General features: G+C 51.6%; 26 protein-coding genes. 11 read left to right on the top strand and 15 right to left on the bottom strand.

Annotated elements, in window-relative coordinates:
• Positions 1 to 59: 59 nt before the first annotated feature.
• From rpmI to fumD, 4 genes are all read right to left on the bottom strand, one after another.
• The gene (gene rpmI, locus ACS0RQ_RS11440) at positions 60 to 257 is read right to left on the bottom strand and encodes a 50S ribosomal protein L35 (protein ID WP_001124225.1); all 198 of its coding nucleotides are present in this window, start codon (positions 255 to 257) and stop codon (positions 60 to 62) included.
• 96 nt (positions 258 to 353) lie between these two features.
• Positions 354 to 896, bottom strand: a complete 543-nt coding sequence (gene infC, locus ACS0RQ_RS11435; protein ID WP_071845866.1) for a translation initiation factor IF-3 — start codon at positions 894 to 896, stop codon at positions 354 to 356.
• 3 nt (positions 897 to 899) lie between these two features.
• Positions 900 to 2,828, bottom strand: a complete 1,929-nt coding sequence (gene thrS, locus ACS0RQ_RS11430; RefSeq protein ID WP_041851605.1) for a threonine--tRNA ligase — start codon at positions 2,826 to 2,828, stop codon at positions 900 to 902.
• A gap of 268 nt (positions 2,829 to 3,096) precedes the next feature.
• Positions 3,097 to 3,312, bottom strand: a complete 216-nt coding sequence (gene fumD / locus ACS0RQ_RS11425) for a fumarate hydratase FumD (protein ID WP_041851606.1) — start codon at positions 3,310 to 3,312, stop codon at positions 3,097 to 3,099.
• 110 nt (positions 3,313 to 3,422) lie between these two features.
• Between fumD and ACS0RQ_RS11420 the strand changes: the two genes are divergently transcribed.
• Positions 3,423 to 3,668: a nucleotidyltransferase family protein gene (locus ACS0RQ_RS11420; RefSeq protein WP_271848981.1), complete on the top strand. Its 246-nt coding sequence runs from the start codon at positions 3,423 to 3,425 to the stop codon at positions 3,666 to 3,668.
• A 27-nt stretch (positions 3,669 to 3,695) separates the two neighbouring features.
• On the opposite strand, the gene ACS0RQ_RS11415 is transcribed toward ACS0RQ_RS11420, so the two are convergent.
• Positions 3,696 to 4,454, bottom strand: coding sequence for a DUF481 domain-containing protein (locus ACS0RQ_RS11415; protein WP_041851608.1), 759 nt, complete (start codon positions 4,452 to 4,454; stop codon positions 3,696 to 3,698).
• Positions 4,455 to 4,746: 292 nt separating this feature from the next.
• Between ACS0RQ_RS11415 and pfkB the strand changes: the two genes are divergently transcribed.
• The 3 genes from pfkB to ACS0RQ_RS11400 all read left to right on the top strand — a co-directional run bounded on the left by pfkB (position 4,747) and on the right by ACS0RQ_RS11400 (position 7,043).
• Positions 4,747 to 5,679, top strand: a complete 933-nt coding sequence (gene pfkB, locus ACS0RQ_RS11410; RefSeq protein WP_271848982.1) for a 6-phosphofructokinase II — start codon at positions 4,747 to 4,749, stop codon at positions 5,677 to 5,679.
• A 107-nt stretch (positions 5,680 to 5,786) separates the two neighbouring features.
• Positions 5,787 to 6,077 (top strand): type V toxin-antitoxin system endoribonuclease antitoxin GhoS, encoded by a 291-nt coding sequence (gene ghoS, locus ACS0RQ_RS11405; RefSeq protein WP_041851610.1) that lies wholly within the window; start codon positions 5,787 to 5,789, stop codon positions 6,075 to 6,077.
• 105 nt (positions 6,078 to 6,182) lie between these two features.
• Positions 6,183 to 7,043 (top strand): fructosamine kinase family protein, encoded by an 861-nt coding sequence (locus tag ACS0RQ_RS11400; RefSeq protein WP_041851611.1) that lies wholly within the window; start codon positions 6,183 to 6,185, stop codon positions 7,041 to 7,043.
• A gap of 34 nt (positions 7,044 to 7,077) precedes the next feature.
• Here ACS0RQ_RS11400 and ACS0RQ_RS11395 read toward each other — a convergent pair whose 3' ends face one another.
• Positions 7,078 to 7,614 carry a YniB family protein gene (locus ACS0RQ_RS11395; protein WP_041851612.1) on the bottom strand — a complete coding sequence of 179 codons (537 nt, stop codon included), beginning with the start codon at positions 7,612 to 7,614 and terminating at the stop codon, positions 7,078 to 7,080.
• Between the two features lie 145 nt (positions 7,615 to 7,759).
• Between ACS0RQ_RS11395 and hxpB the strand changes: the two genes are divergently transcribed.
• The 4 genes from hxpB to ACS0RQ_RS11375 all read left to right on the top strand — a co-directional run bounded on the left by hxpB (position 7,760) and on the right by ACS0RQ_RS11375 (position 11,536).
• Entirely contained in the window at positions 7,760 to 8,428 is a 669-nt protein-coding gene (gene hxpB / locus ACS0RQ_RS11390) for a hexitol phosphatase HxpB (protein WP_271848983.1), read from the top strand.
• A 137-nt stretch (positions 8,429 to 8,565) separates the two neighbouring features.
• Entirely contained in the window at positions 8,566 to 9,327 is a 762-nt protein-coding gene (gene kduD, locus ACS0RQ_RS11385; protein ID WP_271848984.1) for a 2-dehydro-3-deoxy-D-gluconate 5-dehydrogenase KduD, read from the top strand.
• A 96-nt stretch (positions 9,328 to 9,423) separates the two neighbouring features.
• A complete protein-coding gene (locus tag ACS0RQ_RS11380; RefSeq protein WP_041851615.1) occupies positions 9,424 to 10,014 on the top strand; it encodes a metal-dependent hydrolase in 591 nt (196 codons plus the stop codon).
• A 130-nt stretch (positions 10,015 to 10,144) separates the two neighbouring features.
• Positions 10,145 to 11,536 carry an L-cystine transporter gene (locus ACS0RQ_RS11375; protein ID WP_041851616.1) on the top strand — a complete coding sequence of 464 codons (1,392 nt, stop codon included), beginning with the start codon at positions 10,145 to 10,147 and terminating at the stop codon, positions 11,534 to 11,536.
• A 55-nt stretch (positions 11,537 to 11,591) separates the two neighbouring features.
• Here ACS0RQ_RS11375 and cedA read toward each other — a convergent pair whose 3' ends face one another.
• A complete protein-coding gene (gene cedA, locus ACS0RQ_RS11370; RefSeq protein WP_499079325.1) occupies positions 11,592 to 11,831 on the bottom strand; it encodes a cell division activator CedA in 240 nt (79 codons plus the stop codon).
• A gap of 224 nt (positions 11,832 to 12,055) precedes the next feature.
• Here cedA and katE point away from each other — a divergent pair, with 224 nt between their 5' ends.
• A complete protein-coding gene (katE, locus tag ACS0RQ_RS11365; protein WP_271848985.1) occupies positions 12,056 to 14,314 on the top strand; it encodes a catalase HPII in 2,259 nt (752 codons plus the stop codon).
• A 36-nt stretch (positions 14,315 to 14,350) separates the two neighbouring features.
• On the opposite strand, the gene chbG is transcribed toward katE, so the two are convergent.
• From chbG to osmE, 7 genes are all read right to left on the bottom strand, one after another.
• Positions 14,351 to 15,109 carry a chitin disaccharide deacetylase gene (gene chbG / locus ACS0RQ_RS11360; protein ID WP_271848986.1) on the bottom strand — a complete coding sequence of 253 codons (759 nt, stop codon included), beginning with the start codon at positions 15,107 to 15,109 and terminating at the stop codon, positions 14,351 to 14,353.
• 6 nt (positions 15,110 to 15,115) lie between these two features.
• Entirely contained in the window at positions 15,116 to 16,462 is a 1,347-nt protein-coding gene (locus ACS0RQ_RS11355) for a 6-phospho-beta-glucosidase (protein ID WP_271848987.1), read from the bottom strand.
• A 100-nt stretch (positions 16,463 to 16,562) separates the two neighbouring features.
• Positions 16,563 to 17,399 (bottom strand): transcriptional regulator ChbR, encoded by an 837-nt coding sequence (gene chbR / locus ACS0RQ_RS11350; protein ID WP_271848988.1) that lies wholly within the window; start codon positions 17,397 to 17,399, stop codon positions 16,563 to 16,565.
• Positions 17,400 to 17,420: 21 nt separating this feature from the next.
• Positions 17,421 to 17,765 carry a PTS N,N'-diacetylchitobiose transporter subunit IIA gene (gene chbA / locus ACS0RQ_RS11345; protein ID WP_165158427.1) on the bottom strand — a complete coding sequence of 115 codons (345 nt, stop codon included), beginning with the start codon at positions 17,763 to 17,765 and terminating at the stop codon, positions 17,421 to 17,423.
• Positions 17,766 to 17,816: 51 nt separating this feature from the next.
• On the bottom strand, positions 17,817 to 19,175 hold the full coding sequence (chbC, locus tag ACS0RQ_RS11340; protein ID WP_334633062.1) for a PTS N,N'-diacetylchitobiose transporter subunit IIC: 1,359 nt from the start codon (positions 19,173 to 19,175) through the stop codon (positions 17,817 to 17,819).
• A 79-nt stretch (positions 19,176 to 19,254) separates the two neighbouring features.
• Complete coding sequence (locus ACS0RQ_RS11335; protein WP_041851624.1) at positions 19,255 to 19,572, bottom strand: PTS sugar transporter subunit IIB; 318 nt, start codon at positions 19,570 to 19,572, stop codon at positions 19,255 to 19,257.
• 276 nt (positions 19,573 to 19,848) lie between these two features.
• On the bottom strand, positions 19,849 to 20,190 hold the full coding sequence (gene osmE, locus ACS0RQ_RS11330; RefSeq protein WP_041851625.1) for an osmotically-inducible lipoprotein OsmE: 342 nt from the start codon (positions 20,188 to 20,190) through the stop codon (positions 19,849 to 19,851).
• A 253-nt stretch (positions 20,191 to 20,443) separates the two neighbouring features.
• Between osmE and nadE the strand changes: the two genes are divergently transcribed.
• Both nadE and cho read left to right on the top strand, forming a co-directional pair.
• Positions 20,444 to 21,274, top strand: a complete 831-nt coding sequence (gene nadE / locus ACS0RQ_RS11325) for an NAD(+) synthase (protein ID WP_271848990.1) — start codon at positions 20,444 to 20,446, stop codon at positions 21,272 to 21,274.
• Positions 21,275 to 21,358: 84 nt separating this feature from the next.
• The gene (gene cho / locus ACS0RQ_RS11320) at positions 21,359 to 22,225 is read left to right on the top strand and encodes an excinuclease Cho (RefSeq protein WP_041851627.1); all 867 of its coding nucleotides are present in this window, start codon (positions 21,359 to 21,361) and stop codon (positions 22,223 to 22,225) included.
• Here the strand turns inward: cho and ves are convergent.
• Complete coding sequence (gene ves, locus ACS0RQ_RS11315; RefSeq protein WP_271849135.1) at positions 22,219 to 22,776, bottom strand: environmental stress-induced protein Ves; 558 nt, start codon at positions 22,774 to 22,776, stop codon at positions 22,219 to 22,221. The two genes, cho and ves, sit on opposite strands and share 7 nt — an antisense overlap.
• Positions 22,777 to 22,803: the final 27 nt, after the last annotated feature.

The raw sequence follows: 22,803 nt of genomic DNA, 5'->3' as shown, positions 1-22,803 counted from the left end.
TCGCATTTATCATGCAAACGGACAGGGGACATAAAAAAGTTAATAAAAAGGTTAACGACTTATGCGTACGGCAGGCACGCGATTACCAGGCCCAGATCGCCTTTGGAAACCATGGCTTTCGGACGCAGGTGACGTTTACGCTTGGTAGCTTTTTTGGTCAGAATATGACGCAGGTTAGCGTGCTTGTGCTTAAAACCACCTTTACCGGTTTTTTTGAAGCGCTTAGCAGCACCGCGTACGGTCTTGATTTTTGGCATTTTAATAACTTCCACTTCGCATTGTTAATAAACGAAACCCAGGCGAACAAAACCTGTGAAGCCCAAAGGCGCCACAGGAATTGCTACTTGAAGGCCTTACTGTTTCTTCTTAGGAGCGAGCACCATGATCATCTGACGGCCTTCGATCTTCGTAGGGAAGGATTCGACTACTGCCAGTTCACTCAGATCGTCACGGACGCGGTTAAGCACTTCCATACCGATCTGTTGGTGGGCCATCTCACGACCGCGGAAACGCAGTGTGATCTTGGCCTTATCGCCATCTTCCAGAAAGCGAACCAGGCTGCGGAGTTTTACCTGGTAGTCGCCATCATCGGTGCCAGGTCGGAATTTGATTTCCTTGACCTGAATAACTTTTTGCTTTTTCTTCTGTTCCTTAGAAGACTTACTCTTTTCATAAAGGAACTTGCCGTAGTCCATGATACGACAAACTGGCGGTTCGGCGTTAGGGCTGATCTCAACTAAATCTACTCCAGCTTCTTCAGCCTTTTCGATAGCTTCTCTCAGACTCACAATACCCAGCTGCTCACCTTCCAGACCAGTTAAGCGAACTTCCTGGGCGCGAATCTCGCCATTGATACGATTCGGACGTGCCGTTTGAACTCGTTTTCCGCCTTTAATACCTTATTCCTCCAGTTGTTGAAGACTGCGGCTGCGAATCTCTTGTTGCAGCTTCTCAATCACTTCACTTACGTCCAGGCTGCCCAGGTCTTTACCGCGGCGGGTGCGAACGGCCACTTTGCCTGCTTCCACCTCTTTATCACCACAGACCAACATATAAGGGACACGACGTAAAGTGTGCTCGCGGATTTTAAAGCCAATCTTCTCGTTTCTCAAGTCCGCTTTTACACGAATGCCCGCATTTTGCAATTTACGGGTCAATTCGTTGACATATTCAGCTTGAGAATCAGTGATATTCATCACCACAACCTGAACAGGGGCCAGCCAGGTCGGGAAGAAACCGGCAAATTCTTCGGTCAGGATGCCGATAAAGCGCTCCAGTGACCCCAGAATTGCGCGGTGAATCATCACCGGAACCTGACGCTCGTTGTTTTCGCCAACATAAGAGGCGCTTAAACGAGCCGGTAACGAGAAGTCCAGCTGGACTGTACCGCACTGCCATGCACGATCGAGGCAGTCATATAATGTAAATTCAATTTTCGGACCGTAGAATGCGCCCTCACCCAGTTGATATTCAAACGGGATGTTGTTTTCTTCCAGCGCAACTGCCAGATCCGCCTCAGCACGATCCCACATCTCATCGCTACCGATACGTTTTTCCGGGCGAGTAGACAGTTTGACAACGATTTTCTCGAAGCCAAAGGTGCTGTACATATCATAGACCAGTCGAATACAGGCGTTGACTTCATCACGCACTTGTTCTTCGGTACAGAAGATATGCGCGTCATCCTGCGTAAAGCCGCGAACACGCATCAGGCCATGCAGCGCGCCTGACGGCTCGTTACGATGACAGCTACCGAACTCTGCCATACGCAACGGCAGATCGCGGTAGGATTTCAGACCCTGGTTAAAGATCTGCACGTGGCCCGGGCAGTTCATCGGCTTGATGCAATATTCACGGTTCTCGGAAGAGGTAGTGAACATCGCATCTTTGTAGTTGTCCCAGTGGCCAGTTTTTTCCCACAGCACACGGTCCATCATAAATGGGCCTTTTACTTCCTGATACTGATACTCTTTCAGTTTAGAACGTACAAAGGTTTCCAGTTCACGGAAGATAGTCCAGCCGTCATTATGCCAGAACACCATGCCAGGCGCTTCTTCCTGCATGTGGTACAAGTCGAGTTGTTTACCGATTTTACGGTGATCGCGTTTCGCGGCCTCTTCCAGACGCTGCAGGTAGGCGTTGAGCGCTTTTTTATCTGCCCACGCAGTACCGTAAATACGCTGCAACATCTTGTTGTTGCTGTCGCCACGCCAGTAAGCGCCGGCGATTTTCATCAATTTGAAATGATGACAGAAACGCATGTTCGGCACGTGCGGACCACGGCACATATCGACATATTCTTCATGATGGTACAGGCCAGGCTTGTCATCATGAGCAATGTTTTCATCAAGAATGGAGACTTTGTAGCTCTCGCCACGCTTCACGAAGGTTTCACGCGCTTCGTGCCAGCTCACTTTTTTCTTAATGACGTCATAGTTGGTTTCGGCGAGCTCGTGCATACGTTTTTCGAGCGCGTCGATATCTTCCTGGGTCAGGGTATGGTCAAGATCAACGTCGTAATAGAAGCCGTTATCGATAACCGGGCCAATCGCCATTTTGGTGTTCGGCCACAGTTGCTTGATAGCGTGACCTAACAGGTGCGCACAGGAGTGGCGGATGATTTCCAGACCGTCTTCGTCTTTGGCGGTGATGATAGACAGCGTTGCGTCATTTTCAATCAGATCGGACGCATCAACCAGCTCACCGTTCACACGACCGGCAATGGTCGCTTTCGCAAGACCCGGACCAATGTCCAGAGCCACATCCATTGGACTCACAGCACGATCGAAATGGCGTTGACTGCCATCAGGAAGAGTAATTACAGGCATTTCATATCCTTAATTCGCAGTGGTGACCCACACGAAAGATCACATACGAAGTAAATATTTGTTGAGTCGAAATAAATTACGCCGCCATCTAACCAACAATCGCTAAATTGGCGCGTAATCTGTTACGTCAATGAAGGCCACCATGGCTCACACTTTTCATTGCGTCAGAGGATGGTAACACTAAAAAAAGGGGGAATGTACCTCTTGTTTGATATTGGTTCCTTTGACTATTTTCTGTGTCCTACTGCTGGCTCACAAAAATAGAATATCAGGAAGCCTCAAAACCCAGCGCGCGGATTACCTCCGCCATGGCCTGTTTAGTCAATTCTGTACGCGGCACACGTTGATTCGCCAGCATCGTGCGCACCATCCCGGCAATCACCACATGTTTTGGCTCCTGGCCAAGGTCTCGCATCTCAAGCACCACTTTCCCAACGACCCGGCACATTTCTTCATATAACTCGGCATCTTTTGTCCTGCCCATTCACTCCCCCATGAGGTGATCACGACTTTTCGTGGTTTGTTGTTCTTCTGTTACTCATTAATAATACTGAATATCCACAGCAAGGTGATAATCGCAATAAGGAAATGTTGATGTCATTTACCGCACAAGAACGCACCACCCTGCTCGCCTGCAAAGGTGTCGGCCCGAAAGTCATTGAACGACTGGAGCAAATGGGATTTAGCTCACTCGATCAACTCAGTGAAGCTTCCGTTGACGATATCGTCGCCCAGGGGGCGGCGCTCGTCGGATCAACGTGCTGGAAAAACAGTCCACAGGCAAAAGCTGCTATTAGCAATGCTATCGCGCTGGCAAAAACAGTATCTGAGGGAAAATAAAGGGCCGGAGAACCCGGCCCAGTGCGGTTACATCTTGTAGCCGAGGGAGACTGTGGTTCGACGATCGGTATGCTCTGGCGCCGATGATGGCGGCTGAGAGTTCCAGGTCACGTTGTATGCCACTTTCAGACCAAAGTGGTCATTAATAGCGACATTTAACGCAGTCTCAGAGTTCAGTGTCGTGTCATCTGAACCAAACACAGATACACCCTGTGTGAATTTGGCGTTGTCGGTCATCTGCCAGGTATAGGTACCAGAGGCATAGCCCAGGCCTTGCGTTTTGGTGTCCCCGTCAGTGTATTCGTCGTAACGAACACCGGGACCAAATTCAAAGCGGAAGCTGTGCACCGGACCATTGAGGAACTGACGACCGTAACCAGCGGTCAGAACATCACGTTCACGATAGCCGTTGTATCGGTCAGTCAGCCAGCTTGCCTGGCCAAACAGATAATCGTAATCCGTCATGTTGTAACGGCTACGTCCACCTACGGAATATTTCTCTGAGGAACGCTCATCATTTGATGAGGTGTTGCTCGCAGTTCCCCATAAAGACCATGCGGTAGATGTGCCATACCAGGTCAGGGTGGAGTCAGCAGTCAGAGAAGAACTTGTGGTATTGCCAGACTGGGCCAGGTAACCACCGTTAACGCTACCTTCAAATGGTTTCTTCGCGGTGGAGGGGTCATCCATAACAGTAAAAACGGTGTCATCTGCGGCAGCATTCAACGACGCAAGCACGCCTCCCGCGAGAACAATCAGCACGGGTACTGTCTTAAAAAGCTTCATTTATTAGGAGTCCGAACAACAAAAAAAGAGACCATAACGGTCCCGGAAACTTTCAGGTGGATCAACGACCGACGGTCCATTGAAAGGTAACAAATTATAAAAAGGCCCGTTTAACATAGCAATGAATTCTTATTTCATTTTTTGAATAAGACAGATCTCAAATAGACATTAAATGTATAAAAGTCTCACATCGACTTATCGAAAATTCATATTCTAAATCATCGATTTATTTACATTGCCTTCTGAGTATCAGATGCCAGAATAAATATACTCACCGTAAAAGGAGATCATTATGGTATCGGTTTATACCCTAACGCTGGCCCCTTCCCTCGATAGCGCGACGCTCACGCCGCAGATTTACCCGGAAGGGAAACTCCGCTGTAGCGCCCCCGTCTTTGAACCCGGCGGCGGCGGCATTAATGTCGCACGCGCCATCGCCCATCTGGGGGGAAAAGCCACGGCAATTTTTCCGGCAGGTGGTGCGACAGGCGAGCATTTAACGGCGCTGCTTGCCGATGAAAATGTTCCCACGCAATGTGTCGAAACGCATGACTGGACCCGGCAAAATCTGCATGTGCATGTTGAGGCCAGTGGCGAGCAATACCGTTTTGTGATGCCAGGCGCCACGCTAACCGCTGATGAGTTCCGCCGACTGGAAGAGAAAGTGCTCGCCATTGAGAGTGGCGCGATCCTTGTGATTAGCGGCAGCCTGCCGCCGGGTATTGATGTGACGAAGCTGACGCAACTGGTTAAGGCCGCGCAACAGCAAGGGATCCGCTGCATCGTCGACAGTTCGGGTGATGCCCTCTCCGCAGCACTTGATATCGGTAATATAGAACTGGTCAAACCGAATCAGAAAGAGCTCAGCGCACTGGTAGGCCGGGAATTAACGCAGCCGGATGACGTTCAGAATGCGGCAAAAGAGATTGTTCGCCAGGGCAAAGCGCGACGGGTCGTGGTTTCTCTCGGCCCGCAGGGCGCGCTGGCCGTTGATGAAAGCCAGTGTGTCCAGGTTGTGCCGCCGCCGATGAAAAGCCAGAGTACCGTGGGCGCAGGTGACAGCATGGTCGGCGCGATGACGCTGAAACTTGCCGAAGGCGCGTCGCTTGAAGACATGGTGAAATTCGGTGTTGCCGCAGGGAGTGCTGCGACCATTAATCAGGGTACGAAATTGTGTTCGCGCGCCGACACACAAAAAATCTACGAATACCTGCGCAATCTCTGAAAATACGCCCTCGTCTTACGGCGAGGGCCTTCCCTCCTCTGGCGGCAGTCGACAAATCCTCTTCGCCGACTATGCTAAAAAAATTCAGGATAACAACGAGGTGAATTATGAGCAGCGACGGTATTACCCGCTACGTGGTTACAGTGAAATTTCACGAGCAGAGCCTGGCGGAAATCAACGAGCTGAATAATCAGTTTACGCGCGCCGGATTCCTGCTCACGCTCACGGATGAAGAAGGCAAAGTGCACGACCTTGGGACAAATACCTTTGGCCTTATCAGCCCGTTGAACGAACAAGAGGTGACTGAGCTGGCCAGTGGCCTTGCTGATAGCGTCGTCAGCGCAAAGCCTGATATTAGCGTGACAACCTGGGAAGCATGGCAAAAACAGACACAATAAGTGCCATTGTCCGTCCCAGGATGCGCAGGTGTGCGTTGGTTCGTATTTTTTCATAATAGTAGTGCGCTAACCTTATGATCTGGCTGATAACATGGGAGACATATCATGTGGCAAGCAATAAGTCGTCTGTTAAGCGAACAACTAGGCGTTGGTGAGATCGAACAGCGTGACGAGTTGCCAGGTGGAGAAATCCATGCTGCATGGCACCTGCGTTATGGTGGTCAGGATTTGTTTGTAAAATGCGATGAACGGGAATTACTGCCCATCTTCACCGCAGAAGCTGACCAGCTAGAACTGCTCTCCCGTAGTAATACGGTGCGCGTACCCAAAGTCCTGGCGGTCGGCAGTGACCGCGACTACAGCTTCCTGGTGATGGAGTATCTCCCGGCACGCCCTCTCGATGCCCACAGCGCTTTTTTACTCGGCCAGCAACTGGCACGGCTGCATGAGTGGAGCGACCAACCGCAGTTCGGTCTTGATTTTGATAATGACCTGTCGACAACACCGCAGCCCAATGCCTGGCAACGTCGCTGGTCAACCTTCTTTGCCGAGCAACGTATCGGCTGGCAACTGGAGCTGGCGGCAGAAAAAGGGCTGGAGTTTGGCAATATCGATGCCATCGTCGAACATGTTCAGCAGCGCCTTGCTTCGCATCAACCTCAGGCATCTCTGCTACATGGCGATCTGTGGTCAGCTAACTGTGCGCTTGGTCCGGACGGTCCGTTTATTTACGACCCGGCATGTTACTGGGGAGACAGAGAGTGTGACCTGGCAATGCTCCCGTTACACCCGGACCAACCGCCGCAAATTTATGATGGCTACCAGTCCGTGAGTCCCTTACCGGGCGATTTCCTTGACCGTCAGCCCGTGTACCAGCTTTATACACTCTTTAACCGGGCGATTTTGTTCGGAGGGCAGCATCTGGTAACGGCGCAAAAAGCGCTGGAGCGGGTACTTGCTGCATGACGGAACGATAAGGCCACCCAGAGGTGGCCTTAGTTCAAAGGAAGCCGAGCAGAGAGAAAAAGAAGTAACCTGCGACGATACAGATAACAGGCAGGACATAGAGCGGGAAAATCTGCCGGAAGATGGAGTGATTCGGTACCACGATACGCGCTGCTATTTGTTCGCGTGACAGCCCTTCGGCCCCTTTTGCCTTTTCCAGAATCAGTTGATCTTCAAGGTTTTCACGCAGAAACCGCGTCTGACGGCTCATCCTTGCCCCGGAAGCCTGCAGCGCCAGCCCTACAAAGATCAGCGCAAAAATAATCCAGAAACCGATATTAAGCTGGTGATGGAAATCCGGCGTGGGTGAGTTGTACCAGAAAAAATTGAGGAATGGCGTGTTAAACCGCATCATCTCAATCATCACATGGGCGAAATCCAGCATAACGGCATTGATGCCCGGCTGTTTTTCACTGTGGTCGTACATAAACTTAAGTACTGAAATAATTGTCGAAATCACCGATGGGATAAAGATAACCCACCCCAGGACGCGTTTTAGTATGGCAATGCGTCCAGCTTGTTGATACGTCATGGGTTCCCCTTGTGAGACGTTCCGTTTTCCGCCTAAGTCTACCCTCTCATATTCATTTTCGCCCGATCTTTAAAGACGGTATGATGACCTCCTGACCAGAAAAAGTGTTTCTCCCTGTGTTCTAACGTAAGAAAGAGAGGTGTGAATGTCTGCCCCGCGACAAATACTCGCTGCCATTTTCGATATGGATGGATTAATTATGGACTCAGAGCCACTCTGGGATCGTGCTGAACTGGATGTCATGGCAAGCCTGGGGGTTGATATTACCCGCCGCGATGAGCTACCGGATACCCTCGGCCTGCGCATTGATATGGTTGTTGGCCTGTGGTTCGCCCGCCAGCCGTGGACCGGTCCGGACTGCGAAGAGATCACCCAACGCATCATCAGTCGCGCCATCGCCCTGGTGGAAGAAACGCGCCCGTTGCTGCCAGGCGCGCGTGAAGCGATTGCTCTGTGCAAAGCCAGCGGTCTGAAAGTGGGTCTGGCCTCGGCATCGCCGCTGCATATGCTGGAAAAAACGCTCTCTCTGTTCGGCCTGCGCGATAATTTCGATGCGCTGGCGTCCGCCGAAAAACTACCGTACAGCAAACCGCATCCGCAGGTTTATCTGGACTGTGCCGCAAAGCTTGGCGTTGACCCGCTTACCTGTGTGGCGCTGGAAGATTCTGTCAATGGCATGATCGCCAGTAAAGCCGCCCGGATGCGCTCCATTGTGGTGCCTGCCGAAGAGAACCGTGCCGATCCGCGCTACGCGTTAGCCGATGTGAAGTTAACCAGCCTTGAAGAGCTCACCCTGACACATTTGTGCGGCTAACTCCTGACACCAGAGATGGGTAACACTGTCTCTGGTTTTTTATTTTTAAAACATCGTTTCATTTTATTTGTAATTCTCCCTTTCTGCCCCTATCCTCATCTCAGGCGCGATGACAATAACCAGGACCAGGGGGAACTATGATTCTTGATGCCTTTTCACTTGCAAACAAAGTCGCCATCGTTACCGGCTGCGATACCGGCCTGGGGCAAGGGATGGCGCTGGGGCTTGCCGAAGCAGGATGCCATATCGTCGGCGTTGGCCGTAAAAAACCACAGGAGACCGCCGAGCGAGTCACCGCGCTGGGCCGCAAATTCCTCGCAATTCAGGCTGACCTCAGCAAGCAAGACAGCATTAATGACATCGTCAGCCAGGCCGTTTCACAGATGGGTCGCATTGATATTTTGCTCAATAACGCCGGGACGATTCGTCGTTGCGATGCGCTGGAATTTAGCGAGAAAGACTGGGACGATGTGATGAGCCTTAACATCAAGACGGTTTTCTTTCTGTCCCAGGCTGTCGCTCGTCAGTTTATTGCCCAGGGTGGTGGCGGAAAAATCATCAATATTGCTTCTATGCTCTCGTTTCAGGGGGGCATCCGCGTACCGTCATATACCGCGTCTAAAAGCGGTGTTCTGGGGCTGACCCGTCTGCTCGCCAATGAATGGGCATCACACAATATCAATGTTAATGCCATTGCCCCTGGCTACATGGCGACCAACAACACCCAGGCGTTACGGGAAGATGCAGAGCGTAATCAGGAGATTGTCGATCGTATTCCGGCAGGCCGCTGGGGAAAACCAGATGATCTCAAAGGCCCAGCGGTATTTCTTGCCTCTGCGGCTTCTGACTATATCAATGGCTATACTCTCGCCGTGGACGGTGGCTGGCTGGCGCGTTAAATGTCATTCTTGTGACAAAGAGTTACACCGTCACCTCTTCCGCCTACTGTATAAAAACCCTATACTGTATGCATCGGCAGTTTAGCGAGTTTTATCATGACGGCGGAAGGACACCTGCTTTTTTCCATTGCCTGCGCGGTGTTTGCCAAAAATGCCGAGTTGACGCCCGTGCTGGCACACGGGGATTGGTGGCATATTGTTCCGTCAGCCATTCTGACCTGTCTTCTGCCCGATATTGACCACCCGAAGTCGTTTCTTGGGCAGCGGTTAAAATGGATCTCAAAGCCCGTGGCCCGCATGTTCGGTCACCGGGGTTTTACTCATAGCCTGTTGGCCGTTTTTATTGGCTTAACGCTGTTCTATCTCAAAGTGCCCGATAGCTGGATTATCCCGGCAGACGCACTGCAGGGGTTGGTTCTGGGTTATTTGAGCCATATCCTTGCCGATATGATCACCCCGGCAGGCGTCCCTCTTCTCTGGCCCTGCCGCTGGCGATTCCGTCTACCTTTGCTCTCGCCGCAACGCGGTAACCAACTGGAGCGTGTGTTATGCATGGCGCTGTTCACCTGGGCGCTGTGGATGCCACAAACATTGCCCGATAACAGTGCAGTGCGCTGGTCATCGCAGATGATTAATGTGCTGCAAAACCAGTTCAATCGCTTTATTCATCACCAGACCGACCATTAAATCGCCACTTTTCGCTCTTACGGCATAATTCATTCCATTTGGATATAAGGCCTGCGGACCTCTTCTGCTAACCTTCCGCCATTGGCTGACCTTTGGATGCCAGCCTTATAATGAGATCAGGAGAACGGGGATGAACTTTCCTTTAATCGCAAACGTTGTGGTGTTTGTCGCACTGCTGCTGTTGCTGGCGCAAACGCGTCACAAACAGTGGAGTCTGGCAAAAAAAGTACTGGCCGGTTTAGGGCTGGGCGTAGTGTTTGGCCTTGCATTGCAGGCTATCTACGGCTCGGATAACCCGGTACTGAAGAATTCTATCCAGTGGTTCAACGTGGTCGGTAATGGCTACGTGCAACTGCTGCAGATGATTGTTATGCCGCTGGTTTTTGCTTCTATTCTGAGCGCCGTTGCACGCCTGCACAACGCGTCTTCGCTGGGAAAAATTAGCTTTTTAACTATCGGCACTCTGCTGTTTACGACGATGATTTCAGCGCTGGTTGGCGTCATGATGACCAACCTCTTCGGTCTGACCGCCGAAGGTCTGGTTCAGGGGACCGCCGAAACAGCCCGTTTAACGGCCATTCAAACCAACTATGTAGGCAAAGTGGCCGATCTGAGCGTACCGCAGTTGCTGCTGTCGTTTGTACCGAAGAATCCGTTTGCCGATCTGACGGGTGCAAGCCCGACCTCCATTATCAGCGTTGTGATTTTCGCTGCGTTTCTGGGTGTCGCCGCCCTGAAACTGCTCAAAGACGATGCGCCGAAAGGCGAGCGCGTTCTCATCGCCATTGATACGCTGCAAAGCTGGGTGATGAAGCTGGTGCGTCTGGTGATGCAACTGACGCCGTATGGCGTTCTGGCGCTGATGACCAAAGTGGTGGCTGGCTCGAACATCCAGGACATTATTAAGCTCGGCAGCTTTGTTATCGCCTCCTACATTGGTCTTGGCATTATGTTTGTGGTGCATGGCCTGCTGCTGGGTGTGAATGGCATCAGCCCGCTGAAATACTTCCGCAAAGTATGGCCGGTACTGACCTTTGCATTTACCAGCCGTTCCAGCGCCGCGTCTATTCCGCTGAATGTGGAAGCGCAAACTCGTCGTCTGGGCGTACCTGAGTCTATCGCCAGCTTCTCCGCCTCGTTCGGTGCGACCATCGGTCAGAACGGCTGTGCGGGTCTCTACCCGGCAATGCTGGCGGTAATGGTTGCTCCGACAGTGGGCATTAATCCGTTGGATCCGATGTGGATTGCCACCCTGGTCGGTATTGTGACGGTCAGCTCCGCAGGTGTTGCGGGTGTAGGTGGTGGTGCGACCTTCGCCGCACTGATTGTGCTGCCGGCTATGGGTTTACCCGTCACACTGGTTGCGCTGCTGATTTCGGTGGAACCGCTGATCGACATGGGGCGTACTGCGCTTAATGTCAGCGGCTCAATGACCGCAGGTACGTTGACCAGCCAGTGGCTTAAGCAGACGGACAAAACCATTCTGAACAGCGAAGAGGACGCCGAACTGGCACATCGCTAATTTAGACGTCATTCGAAACGAAAACCGCCTGACAAGTCATTGCAGGCGTTTTTTTTTACTCGTCGATTTCGCCTTCCTGACGAATCTGAGTTGCCCAGCGCTGAGCAGCTTCAGGCACGCTAAAAACAGGTGAACGCGTAAAACGCTCGCCCTGTAACACGAAGGCCACATATTTCCCGTGCAATAACCAGACGTCACGAAACCCATCAACCTTCAAAGCATGTTCAGGCGGTGCAGGTTCGATACGGGGTACATAGCTGATAACACGACGGTTTTGATGGCGCAAAGGTTTCATAAGCGAAGAGTTCACTAAAACGATTTCCACTAACACGAAAGTCCTATCATAGCCGATCGTCACCCCGCGCGTCGCCTCCGGGCTGACTTTCTGCGTATTTTTGCCGCTCTCTCAGTGCGCTGATAGCCGTTACGCCTGAGCACTGTCCTGAGTTGTTCTATAGTTAGAAGGGTTTTGCCAAAGCAACGACCATTTTTCAGCAATGAAAACAGGAGACGTGTTCAATGTCGGATAAAGAACAAAACCCTACAAATCATCAATCACCGGTGCATGATGCCAGTGAGTCAAAACCCGGTCTGGATTCTCTGGCGCCGGCAGACGGTTCCCATCGCCCTTCCCCGCATCTCTCCGCGCCCGGCGAGCAACCCACGGCCCCAGGCAGTTTAAAGGCCCCCAACACGGCCAATGAGAAACTCACCGCGCTGGAAGCCTTTCGTAAGGGCAGCGAAAATTTTCCACTGACGACAAATCAGGGCGTACGCATCGCAGACGATCAAAATTCACTGCGGGCGGGCACGCGGGGACCGACGCTGCTGGAAGACTTTATTCTGCGCGAAAAGATCACCCATTTTGACCATGAGCGCATTCCTGAACGCATCGTCCACGCACGCGGTTCTGCCGCCCACGGCTATTTCCAGCCTTACGAAAGTTTATCGGCCATCACCAAAGCAGATTTTCTCTCCGACCCGGAGAAAATCACGCCGGTATTTGTGCGTTTTTCCACGGTTCAGGGAGGAGCAGGCTCCGCCGATACCGTGCGGGATATTCGTGGATTTGCCACCAAGTTTTACACCGAAGAGGGTATCTTCGATTTGGTGGGGAACAACACGCCCGTATTTTTTATTCAGGACGCGCATAAATTCCCGGATTTCGTTCATGCGGTAAAACCCGAGCCTCACTGGGCAATTCCCCAGGGGCAGAGCGCTCATGACACCTTCTGGGATTATGTCTCGCTGCAACCGGAGACACTGCATAATGTCATCTGGGCAATGTCTGACCGCGGGATCCCACGCAGTTATCGCACCATGGAAGGCTTTGGTATTCATACTTTTCGCATGATCAATGCCGAAGGCAAAGCCACGTTTGTGCGTTTTCACTGGAAACCCGTGGCAGGAAAAGCCTCACTGGTCTGGGATGAGTCGCAGAAATTGACCGGTCGTGACCCCGATTTTCATCGTCGCGATCTCTGGGAAGCGATTGAAGCGGGTGATTACCCGGAATATGAGCTTGGATTACAGCTCATTCCTGAAGAAGATGAATTTAAATTTGATTTTGATCTCCTCGACCCGACGAAACTGATCCCGGAAGAGCTGGTGCCAGTAAAGCGAGTGGGCAAAATGGTGCTCAACCGTAATCCGGATAATTTCTTTGCCGAAAACGAGCAGGCCGCCTTCCACCCCGGTCATATTGTCCCCGGGCTCGATTTCTCTAACGATCCCCTGCTGCAGGGGCGTCTGTTCTCCTATACGGATACGCAGATTAGCCGTCTTGGTGGGCCAAACTTTCATGAGATCCCCATAAACCGCCCCACCTGCCCGTACCATAATTTGCAGCGCGACGGCATGCATCGAATGGATATTGATACTAACCCGGCAAACTATGAACCCAACTCGATTAATGACAACTGGCCGCGCGAGACACCGCCGGGCCCCAAACGGGGTGGGTTTGAGTCGTACCAGGAGCGGATTGAAGGCGGCAAAATTCGCGAACGTAGCCCCTCATTTGCCGAATATTATGCGCATCCACGCCTGTTCTGGCTCAGCCAGACGCCATTTGAGCAGCTGCATATCATCGATGCTTTCAGCTTCGAGCTGAGTAAGGTCGTGCGCGAATATATTCGTGAACGGGTGGTTGACCAACTGGCGCATATTGACGTCCATCTGGCAAATGCCGTCGCTGCGAACCTCGGCATTACGCTGAGTGAAGCACAACGCAACATCGCGCCACCGAAGGAGGTAAACGGCCTGAAAAAAGATCCGTCGCTCAGCCTGTATGCCATCCCGGATGGTGCCATCAAAGGGCGTATCGTCGCCGTGTTGCTAAATGATAAAACGCGTGCCGATGATGTGCTCACTATTCTGCAAGCACTTAAAGCACAAGGGGTGCATGCGAAACTGCTCTATTCCCGAATGGGCACTGTTGTGACCGATGATGGCTCCGTCTTACCTGTCGCGGGGACTTTTGCGGGCGCGCCGTCACTGACGGTTGATGGCGTCATTGTGCCTGGCGGTGATCTCAGCCAGTTACTGAATAATGGCGATGCGCTTTACTACCTGCTGGAAGCCTACAAACATCTAAAACCCATTACGCTGCTGGGCGATGCCCGTCAGTTCAGCGCCGCTTTACAGGTTGGCGCGCAGGGGGAAGAAGGTGTGATCCAGGCCGAGGATGCCTCAGGCAGCACCCTGGATGATTTCCTGGGGTTATTGCGCGCGCACCGTATTTGGTCACGCATGAGTAAAATCGCCAGCATTCCTGCCTGATAAGCACGCACCGCGGCCTGTGCCTCGGTGCGTGACTTACAGATCCCGAAAAGTGCCCGGTCTGAAGCCGCGTTCGGCAATGACCTGTTGCAATGAAGGCTGGGTCAGCACTTCCAGCTCTGTTAAACGTGGGTAACAGTACTGACTTGCCATAAGCTGATTATCCACAAACGCCGGATGGCTCATGATCTCCAGTGAACTGTCGCCACGTTGCGCGGCGGCATCCAGAATGGCGGTGAACAGCGATACCGTGATCTCATCGCCATAAAAGGCGCTGGAAAAACCGCTCGTGCTGGATACCCCGTTTGCGTCAATTCCCTGACGCCGGGCCTCATCGCGATCGACACGCAGCGGAATGCCTTTCTGCCGGGCAAACGCCGCAACCAGCGGGAAAATGGCGCCAATCATATGCACATGATGATGACTGTCGATGTGTGACGGCGGCTTGCCAAACAGTGCGATAAAACGCGCATACTGGCAGGCCAGCTCATCGGCAATCTCCTGGAGCGGCAGGGAACCTTGTGCAGCCAGATCCCAGATCCATTTCCCAAGTTGCCCCTCTCGCGTCAGTGATGGCGTATTTCCCACGGGTTTTCCCAACGTCAGCGTGAAATGCAGCCCCACCGCCAGTTCCGGAACCTGCTCGCACAGCGCAACCGCATGTTCAATAGCGGCACCGTTCACCAGCGCAGTCGTGGACGTTACGACGCCGTTACGGCAGGCGTCGACGATGCCGTAGTTCTGCCCACGGCTTAAGCCAAAGTCATCCGCATTGACGATTAACAGTCTTTGCATAACCCCTCACTGTTTGAAGGATGCTATTGTCGTAGCAAAACGCGGTAACCACTGCTGATTGGCCAGCAGCATATCGCGAGCCAGTTTTTCCGCGTCTTTATCAGAATGGATCAACGGATTAAGGTTGAGCGCCAGCAAAATATCATTCAGCTCACCGCTCAGTGCCGCGTTGCTGGCAGCAATCTCAAAGCCCTTAATGGTGTAAATCAGCCCAAGAACCTTGTCGTCAAAGTGTGTGATCCGTGGATGCGGCGTCGCCCCCTCGCGCCCCAGAAGACAGGTCATTTCTACTGCCCATTGCGCAGGGATATTCTCTACACAGCCCCTGTGCGGCACATTCACGTAATGCTCCGTCTGCTTATCATTAAAAATCGCATTGATCACTTCACAAGCGGCATCGGAATAATAAGCCCCGCCGCGCATCTCCAGTGCCTTCGGTTTCACATTGAGTGTCGGATCTTTGTACATCTCAAAGAGGTTCTTTTCGACCTCCTGAACCACCTGCGCACGCGTCCCCCCTTTGTAATATTCCCCCATTTCGATACCCAGCATCTCTTTGGATTTGAAATAGTATTGCAGGTAGGAACATGGCAGCAGGTTGAGCGAACGCAGTAAGCCTTCCGAGAAGGGTAAATCAAAAATATTCTTCACCGAAGATTTCGCCAGACGCCCGGAAGCGACCCCATCCATTAATTCGGCAAAGCGCGACTCGCCATTCACCAGCACATCTTTGATAAAGACCAGATGGTTCAGACCAAATAAATCGATCGATAACGTATCAGTCGTGGCGAGTTGCAGAACATCACGGACGAACATTTTCATACCGATGGGGACATTACAGACGCCAATAAAGCGACGGAAGTTGGTATGGCGATAAACCGCTTCTGTGACCATGCCAGCCGGGTTAGTGAAATTGATCACCCATGCCTGCGGGCACAGCTCTTCCACATCACGAAGAATATCGAAAATCACCGGGATAGTGCGTAGCCCTTTAAACAAACCACCGGCACCATTGGTTTCCTGACCAAGATAACCATGGCTTAGCGGAATGCGCTCGTCGAGTTCACGTGCTTTGAGCTGGCCGATACGGAATTGTGTGGTAACGAAATCAGCATCGCGCAGCGCTTCACGTCGATCAAGGGTTTTAAATATCTTTAATGGCACCCCCGCTTTGTCCACCATGCGGCAGCAAAGATCATAAATGATATCCAGCTTATGTTTCCCCTCCTCCACATCTACCAGCCATAATTCACTGACGGGTAATTCATGGTAGCGAAGAATAAATCCTTCCAGTAACTCCGGGGTATAACTGCTGCCGCCACCGATAGTGACAATTTTCAGTTTCGTCGTCATATTTTCTCCCTCAGGCCTGATGTTAAGACAAGCCGTGTCATTACCGCAGTGCGATAATTATAGAATGGTGATGTTTGTTAGCGGGGACAAACCCCGCAAATCAGGAAATATTCGTCAGTTGTTTACGGTAACTACCTGGTGTAAATGAGGTCAGTCGTTTAAATGTTTTAATAAATAAGCTGGGGCTGCTGTACCCTGCCTCCCATGCAATATCGTTGATTGAGAAATTCGAAATTTCGAGCTGCTTGCGGGCAAAATTAATCCGAATTTCATTAATAATTTGCAGCGGTGTTTTATGATAATAACGCTGCGTTGCCCTGGTTAAATATTCCTGAGATTTCCCCGACAAGGCGACCATATTTTCCAGCGCATTTTCACCAAAACGGTGTTTGTCATGCATACCCTCTACGGTCATTTTTAACCATTGCGGAATGCAATCTTCCTCCTGCTGCTCACGGTAGTGGCGCAGGCGATTGATAACATGGAAGGTGACATTTTCAATAAACTCATCGAGTTCACTATCACGAAAATTGAGCGATGCTATGACCGATTCAATGTACGCCAGAAAGTTGGCCTTGATGCGATAACTCTGCGAGGCCACGAAACAAAACGGTACCAGCGAAAGATAATGCGTATCAAAAAATTGCCGACTGATCCCCACATTAAGGATCCGCGTTGCGCCAAACTCATAAAAGCTCTGGTGGGTTGAACCGACGGGTATAAAGACAAAGTCACCTCGCTCCAGCAACACCCGTTTCCCGTTAATCACCTGATAGTAACGCCCGGTCAGGACGAGCGTAAATTCATAGTAATCATGCTGATGCAGCCCACTGATGCTCTCAACTTTATTGTAGATAAACACGTGAAAAGGCCGGCCATTAAAAAGCTGTTGCTCTCTGACTATTCTCGCGTCCGTCGCATTTATCTCTGGCTGCATCTGCGGGCTTCTCCTTTATCGTCACATTTTCTCGTGCAGTTCAATCAACTCGGTAATAAGCTCTCGCGCCAGCATGGCTGTCATCAGGTGATCCTGCGCGTGGACCAGTACCAGGCTTACCTTTATCTTACCCTGCCCCTCATCACTTTCAATGAGCTGAGTCTGTACGCGATGTGCCTCATGCAGGGCGGCATGGGATTGCGCCATCAACGTTTTTGCCGTCTCAAAATCCCCCTGCTTGGCTTGTTTTAATGCGCTGTACGCCAGGCTTCGCGCCTGACCCGCGTTGATGATAAGCCCCATGACGACCTCTTCCAGGGCGTCCGCGTCGGTGTCTGTTTCCGGCAGGTTATCTAAATCCAACATGATGACTCCTCGTCTGTAGCCGCGGCCATACACAGGCCGCGGCGAAGTTCCTTAAAATTTCAACGCCTGGGCGATATCTTCCTCGCTCTCTTCGGCTTCGATAGTGTTCTGTGCTTTATTCGATATCACGACGAACGGTAGGTAGAGCAGTGTCGCCACACCGAGGTTGAACAGCGCCAGCAACAGGGCAGCGATACTGCCGTTGGTGTTAAAGAAAGCCCCAAGCCCGGTGGGCATGGTCCAGGGTGCGATATTGGTGACAGGCGGGATGATTCCCATGTAATAAGCCGCCATGGTGATGGCTGCCAGTAACGGCTGAACCAGAATGAACGGAATAAACATCACCGGGTTCATGATAATCGGCAGGCCAAACATCATGGGTTCGTTAATCTGGAAGATCCCGGAAGGCAATGCCAGCTTCGCCACCTGGCGGTGATCGGCACGGCGGGACGCAATAAAGATGGCGATAATTAACCCCAGCGTCGCCCCGGTGCCGCCCAGGAAGATATAGGAGTCAAGAACCGGTTTCGCCCAGGCATGGAAGGTTTTCCCCGCGGCCAGCGCCGCATCGACTGAACCGTATTCGGTATACAGCGCCACGTTTTCCAGCGCCCACGGCGTCATGATGCCGCTATCCAGTGCGGCCAGAGCCAGTGAACCATGGACGCCAAAGAACCACAGCAGCGAGGTAAAGATGACATACGCCCAACCAACCACCCCGCCCATTGCCGCCAGTGGCTTAGAGATGGAGTCCATAATGATCTGGTGAAAGGTCGTTCCGGCACCGGCCAGTCCCCATGCGATAATCCCCATGACAGAGAGGATCACAAAGCCCGGAATCAGCGCCGAAAAGGAGCGAGAGACCGACGCAGGAACGCTATCAGGTAACTTAATCACCCAGTTGCGCCGGACAACAAAGGCGAACATTTCCGCGACCACCAGCCCAATCAACATACCGGAGATAATGTTCGAGCCGCCGAGCCAGTTAGCATCTACCGCATACGCCTCCCCAACGCTATAGGGGGTCACCGTCATAAACGCCGCCACGGCCAGCAATCCGGCAGCAAGGGGATCAACTTTGCGTTCCTCCGCCAGCGCCATGCCAATAAAAAAAGGCGCCATCAGCGACATAATGCCCAATGTACCGTTATAGACATTACCGCCTATGGCTTTAAGGCCGTTCAGGGAAGTAATTGTTGACGCATCCAGTCGAATACCAAGAGAGTAGAAAAAAGACCCTTCGCCAAAACTAAGAAAGACATTATTAATTAAAACAAACATGGCCCCGGCGAGCGTTAATGGCATTAATTTAATAAAGCCATTTTTAATCGCATTGACATGCGGTTGCTTGCCTATTTTTACCGCGAACGGCAACAGCACCTTCTCCAGAGAATTGATCGCTTTATTCATACAAATAAGCCCTTAAGTGCCGCAACGTTAATTGCGGCATGAATGTGTGAAATTACTCTTTGACGGGAAAAATAAAAATTTAAAGCGCTGCTTTTTTAATGGCAGCAATGGCACTTTTAAGAACTGCTAAACCATCGATTTTGCCATAGAGCAAAGAATCAATAACTTCTACTGGCTTATCGGGCAGAATGCGCTGGATTTCAGGCAACATATACGCAATTTGCGGACCTAATAAGACGACATCCGCCTGTGGACCTTTCTCTGCCGCCAGCGTTTCCGGAAAGGCATCGATAATAACCGGCACATTATACTTTTCTGCCTGCGCACGCATTTTCGACACCAGCAACGAGGTAGACATGCCCGCTGAGCAGAACAAATAGATGATTTTCTTATCCATAAAACCTCCCTTGAACAGCATTTATCATCGAAGAATCCAATGATTAAGCCGTGTGGCGAGACGCCGCGTTATCTGTTTTTTGATGTTGTATTGAGTATACGTGGGCGCGCTGCAAGGGGATAATTCGCTACAAACCATAATTGTCTCTCATTGACCTGGTATCATGATTCCCTTCACATTACGGCCAAATAATTCGCTTCGTTAAAAAAGATCCTGACGTAAAAAAACCGGCCCAGGGACCGGTTTTAGATCTGCTCAGGCAAAGAGAATCAAAGGTTACTGCTTAGGCGCTTGCGGATCGGTGTCATACTCGGCACAGGTCTGGTAGCCTGAGTTCATCACGTGACCCGTCTCATCCAGCGCGACGAAATAGGTTTCAGTTTTACCATTACGTTGACCCAGGATATAGGTCTGGCAAGTACCACGCGCGTGGATCATGGTCACTTCGGAAGAAGGACGACCGGCAACCTGCATAACCTGCTGGCGGGTCATCCCTTTTTTGACATCTTTCACTACGGGCTGGCTCACCTGATCTTTAGCGCGATCATAAGCCGTACACCCTGCCAGCATAGTCAGTACCGCCGCTGCACCCAGAATTCCTGCGATGTTCTTGTTCATATTCCATCCTCTTGTTTATCCGCTTGTGTATCAGCGTGTTATCTAAGCCTGGAATATAAAATTGCATTTTTCAACTATACGACGTGACTGGCATAACTTTCAGAAAAATCTAATAAAACGATGATAACCTGCTAAAACGGCGTAATATGCGACACTCAAATTCGTGATCCTTGTCGTTTTACCGTCAAAGGGTTAATTTGGCTGCATCACCTATTTGCTACCTGCATAGCAGGCCACATGACGGAGGGGTTAAATGACTCTGCAACAAGAGATTATTCAGGCACTGGGCGTCAAGCCGACCATCAACGCCGAAGAAGAAGTTCGCCGTAGCGTTGATTTTCTCAAATCCTATCTACAAACCTATCCCTTTTTACGCTCACTGGTACTGGGTATCAGCGGCGGTCAGGACTCAACCCTGGCCGGTAAGCTTTGCCAGACCGCCATCTCCGAATTGCGCCAGGAAACCGGCGACACCAGCTATCAGTTTATTGCGGTACGTTTACCCTACGGCGTACAGGCAGATGAGCAAGATTGCCAGGATGCCATTGAGTTTATCAAACCGGATCGCGTGCTGACGGTAAACATCAAAGGTGCAGTGCTGGCCAGCGAACAGGCGCTGCGCGAGGCAGGCATCGAGCTGAGCGATTTTATTCGCGGCAACGAAAAAGCCCGTGAGCGTATGAAAGCCCAGTACAGCATCGCCGGGATGACGAAAGGTGTCGTCGTAGGTACTGACCATGCGGCAGAAGCGGTCACCGGTTTCTTCACCAAATACGGTGATGGCGGTACAGATATCAACCCGATTTTCCGTCTTAATAAACGTCAGGGTAAACAACTGCTGGCATCCCTGGGTTGCCCGGAACACCTGTATAAGAAAGCCCCTACCGCTGACCTGGAAGACGATCGCCCTTCTCTGCCGGACGAAGCAGCACTCGGCGTTACCTACGAGAACATTGATGATTACCTGGAAGGCAAAACGCTCGACGCCGGTACAGCGCAGATCATCGAAGGCTGGTATGTGAAGACGGAACATAAACGTCGCCCGCCGATCACCGTTTTCGACGATTTCTGGAAAAAGCAATAAATCTCAGGGGCGGCGCAAGCCGCCTCTTTTTTCACCTGCCGCAGCCTGCTACACTGGATATCTAAACAGTATCAGGAGTCCGCAGTGAACAGGCGTCAATCCGCCCCGCGTCTTGAATTTGAAGCGGCGGCTATTTATGAATATCCCGAGCATTTACGTCCATGGCTGGAAGCACTACCAAAGCAGCCAGGCGTCTATTTTTTTCATGGCGAAAGCGACGCGATGCCCCTGTACATCGGCAAAAGCGTGAATATACGTAGCCGGGTACTTTCTCATTTGCGTACCCCCGACGAAGCGGCGATGCTCCGCCAGTCCCGACGCATCACCTGGATATGTACCGCAGGTGAGCTTGGAGCCCTGCTGCTTGAAGCTCGCCTGATTAAAGAGCAACAACCGCTTTTTAATAAACGTCTGCGCCGCAATCGACAGCTTTGTTCATTATCAGTCAACGGCGATAAACCACAGGTAGTCTACGCCCGTGAAGTGGATTTTTCCTCAGAGGTCGGCCTGTACGGCCTGTTCGCCAACCGCCGCGCCGCCCTGCAAACCTTGCAGTCCATCGCCGATGACGAAAAGCTCTGCTACGGCCTGCTGGGTCTGGAGTCATTAACTCGCGGTCGCGGCTGTTTTCGTTCGGCGTTGCGCCGGTGCGCAGGCGCGTGTTGCGGTAAAGAAACCGTGGCCGAGCATGATGGCCGTTTTCTGGCCGCAATGGAGCGTATGCGTCTGGTGTGTTGGCCCTGGAACGGGCCAATTAGCTTACAGGAAGTGGGTGAACAGATGACGCAATACCATATCATTCATAACTGGCTGTGGCTTGGCGCAGTAAACCATCTGGATGAGGCGGCAGAGTTACTCCGCACGCCCGCCGGGTTTGATCATGATGGTTATAAAATACTCTGCAAGCCGTTACTGTCAGGGGAGTATCTGATTAGTGAGTTCCCTCAGTGACCGGGAAGCCAGGTAATTTCGCTAAAAAGTAACTGACCTTCTGATTTTAACAAACGTAGCGTCTGGCGGCCTTCGCTCCAAAAGGCCCCCTGATCGGCGGTAAGCAGCTTATCGCCAAGTTGCCATGCCCCGCTCAGTACGAAGATCACGCCCCCACGGGTGCCAAATGTGGTAAAAGTCCGGTCCGCAATGCGTACTTTTGCACGGCAGTGATCGCGGCGAGTCATGATATTGAAATCCATCGACATCTGCCCTTCATGAAGCTGGACTTTCACCGGCTGTTCTCCGGGAAATGTAAAAGGCTGGAATTTTTTTAACGTGTGACAGAATTCATGGCCGGCATCCAGCGTAACTTCACCGCCTTCAATAAGGGTAATGACACGATCGACGCCGGGAAATTGCGGAAACTCACCGTTACTGGCCAGCGATGCGATACTTGCCCGCCAACTGAAATCTCGCGTCGCCTCCGGAAAACAACAAATTTCTCGGGTTTCCCCTGCACCATTACGCCAGAGATTTACCGGCATTTTGCGGATATCAAAGAATTCCATCATCACTCCTGAATGGCGCAGCATGGA

The organism is Phytobacter diazotrophicus, from assembly GCF_052061655.1.
Taxonomy (GTDB): domain Bacteria; phylum Pseudomonadota; class Gammaproteobacteria; order Enterobacterales; family Enterobacteriaceae; genus Phytobacter; species Phytobacter diazotrophicus.
This window is presented reverse-complemented; position numbering and strand designations above follow the sequence as displayed.